We start from the raw sequence: 2508 nt of genomic DNA, 5'->3' as shown, positions 1-2508 counted from the left end.
AAAATCAACTTTAATATCAACTTTACCTCCACAATTCATCGCTTCTTTATTGATTTTTATTTGCGCAGGATAAATTAATTGCAAATACATAATAATAAGTTCTACAATAAAATTTTCTTTGTCCTTAACTGAATGTTCTTTAACAATTTTTTTATTTTCTAACTAACTACAAAATAAATGAATATCTTTATTAATACGATTAAAACGTTCTTTTGCATCAATTGTTAAAATATTAGATTTATTTTCTTCAGTTAAAAAATTTAGATCCACCAAAGGCTTTAACTCTCCTTTTATTGCTTCTAATTGTTATTTGGATAAAACTATTTTGCCATCCTTAATTTCTTTAATTTGGCTTTCTGTTAAAGTAGTCAATTGAAATTGTTCCTTTGCTTGTTCAGCAACTCTTTGAGCTAATTGATTTGTCTTATTATCTCTTTGCTCTTGTGTTTTAGGTGATTTTATGTCTTTGGATAAATTAGGTTCTTTAACATCTTTAAAACTCAAATATCCTAACTTACTTACAACAATTACAAAAACTAACAACGAAAATAACATTGCAATTAAGGAACACACAAAGACAATCAATAAATTTTTTTTCGCAAACATAAATATCTCCTTAATAAAAATATGAATAATACAAATGTTAATAATGCAAATGAAATAGGGAAAAATAATTAGGAATGAAAATAATAAATAAAATAAATAACAACAAATATAATAAACCCTAAGCAAAAACAAAATATACTAAAAAAATAAAATATTCATTCTTTACTAGGGGCAAATTATTGGAGCGTTTAATCTAAATATATATTATATTTTAATTGTAACAAAAAATATAGCAAAAATCCAAGAAAAAACAAAGTATTTATGTACAAACCAAATAAAAGCTTTGACTATTTTACTAAATTATCAAATAAATATACAAATATAATAAATTTATTTTTAACAAAAAAACAAAAAAACATCACCCAAATAAACCCTTATTGTGATATAATAACTTATATATTGTAATTAACAAAGGAGAAAAACAATGAGTAAATGTTATATCACTGGAAAAACCACCCTTTTTGGTAATCGTCGTAGCCACGCTATGAACGCAACTAAAAGAATTTGGAAAGCCAACTTACAAAACGTAAAAATTGTTGACGAAAACGGCAAGGTTCAAAAAGTAAAAATCTCTGCTAGGGCACTCAAAAAGCTCAAATTACAAAGAGCCTAAAAACTCTTTGCCTTCCTTTTCTTTCTTATTTTTTATATTTATATTTTATGATTTTTTCATAAAGATAAAGAAAGAAAGAAATAAGAAATCAAAAGTTCAAAAATCCCATCAAAAAGTTCAAATAATAAAAATCAAAAATTAAAAAATAATAAATAATAAAACACAAACACATCGCATAACAAAATAAAAATAAATAAAATCAAAAAAATAATAAGGAGTCCTAAACACATGAAAGCAAATATTCACCCTCAATTTGAAACAGTGGAAGTTTCTTGTGCAACTTGTGGCAAACAACACCCAATTGGCACCACAGTTACTAGCATCAAAATAGAAACTTGTTCTAATTGCCACCCTTTTTACACTGGCGCCCAAACTTTTGTAGTTAAAGCAGGGCCAGTTGACAAATTTAACAAACGTTATGGTATTACCCAAGACCAAAAAGTTAAAACAGTTTCTTCAAATGCTGATAACCAAAAAGAAAACACCGAAGAATTGATTAAAAATAAATAATAAATACTTAAAAAATAAAATAGCAAATCACCCTCCAAGTTCTTTTGGACCAACTATCACACCACAAAAACCAAAAAAATTAATTCAAATTATCTTATTTATAAAGGAGTTTAAAAGAATGACCCAAAAAGAACAAGGGCAAGGGTTTATTGAAGTTGTTTGTGGACCAATGTTTGCAGGCAAAACAGAAGCATTAATTCAACGCAGTAATCAATCATTACAACTCAACAAAAAAATTTTATCCTTTAAACCGCGAATAGATGACCGTTATTCTGTTAAAGAAGAAATAGTTTCTCACAATCAAAACACTATTCCTGCTATTTTAATTGACAAAAGCAAAGACATTCTCCCGTTTATTACTCCCGAAATTAATGTTGTCATAATAGATGAAGCCCAATTTTTAGATAACGACATTGTCGCTATTGTAGATTATTTAGCTAACTGCAATATTGAAGTTATTATATCAGGTTTAGAACTTGATTTTTGCGGAAAACCATTCGGACCAATGCCTTATTTATTAGCAATTGCAGACACCGTTACTAAATTAACTTCAATTTGTGCTATCAGTGGCAAAAAAGCCAACCGCACTCAAAGATTAATTGACGGCAAACCTGCTCAAAGCAATGAACCTGTTGTTTTGGTAGGCGGAAAAGAATACCACGAACCTCGTTGTCGCAAACACCATTGTTTAGCAGATATTGACAAAACAAAAATTAACTGGCAAAACTTCACCAACCAATCTAAATAACTCCACTAAAATAATTCATCTCAATAATTCG

At 27.8% G+C, this 2508-nt stretch carries 4 protein-coding genes; 3 read left to right on the top strand and 1 reads right to left on the bottom strand.

All coding sequences use genetic code 11. The features are described 5' to 3' along the window. Positions 1–306 precede the first annotated feature (306 nt). Positions 307–606: a hypothetical protein gene (locus OYV_RS03425; protein ID WP_042068294.1), complete on the bottom strand. Its 300-nt coding sequence runs from the start codon at positions 604–606 to the stop codon at positions 307–309. Positions 607–1030: 424 nt separating this feature from the next. Between OYV_RS03425 and rpmB the strand changes: the two genes are divergently transcribed. From rpmB to OYV_RS03410, 3 genes are all read left to right on the top strand, one after another. Then, entirely contained in the window at positions 1031–1219 is a 189-nt protein-coding gene (rpmB, locus tag OYV_RS03420) for a 50S ribosomal protein L28 (protein ID WP_011160481.1), read from the top strand. Positions 1220–1447: 228 nt separating this feature from the next. Continuing rightward, positions 1448–1729 (top strand): 50S ribosomal protein L31, encoded by a 282-nt coding sequence (gene rpmE / locus OYV_RS03415; protein WP_042068293.1) that lies wholly within the window; start codon positions 1448–1450, stop codon positions 1727–1729. Between the two features lie 118 nt (positions 1730–1847). Then, positions 1848–2477 (top strand): thymidine kinase, encoded by a 630-nt coding sequence (locus tag OYV_RS03410; protein ID WP_042068292.1) that lies wholly within the window; start codon positions 1848–1850, stop codon positions 2475–2477. Positions 2478–2508: the final 31 nt, after the last annotated feature.

The organism is 'Chrysanthemum coronarium' phytoplasma (assembly GCF_000744065.1).
GTDB lineage: Bacteria > Bacillota_I > Bacilli_A > Acholeplasmatales > Acholeplasmataceae > Phytoplasma > Phytoplasma asteris.
This window is presented reverse-complemented; position numbering and strand designations above follow the sequence as displayed.

Coding starts and splice junctions, on each gene's coding strand:
- rpmB (WP_011160481.1), top strand. CDS start 1,031: ATGAGTAAATGTTATATCACTGGAAAAACCACCCTTTTTGGTAATCGT.
- rpmE (WP_042068293.1), top strand. CDS start 1,448: ATGAAAGCAAATATTCACCCTCAATTTGAAACAGTGGAAGTTTCTTGT.
- OYV_RS03425 (WP_042068294.1), bottom strand. CDS start 606: ATGTTTGCGAAAAAAAATTTATTGATTGTCTTTGTGTGTTCCTTAATT.
- OYV_RS03410 (WP_042068292.1), top strand. CDS start 1,848: ATGACCCAAAAAGAACAAGGGCAAGGGTTTATTGAAGTTGTTTGTGGA.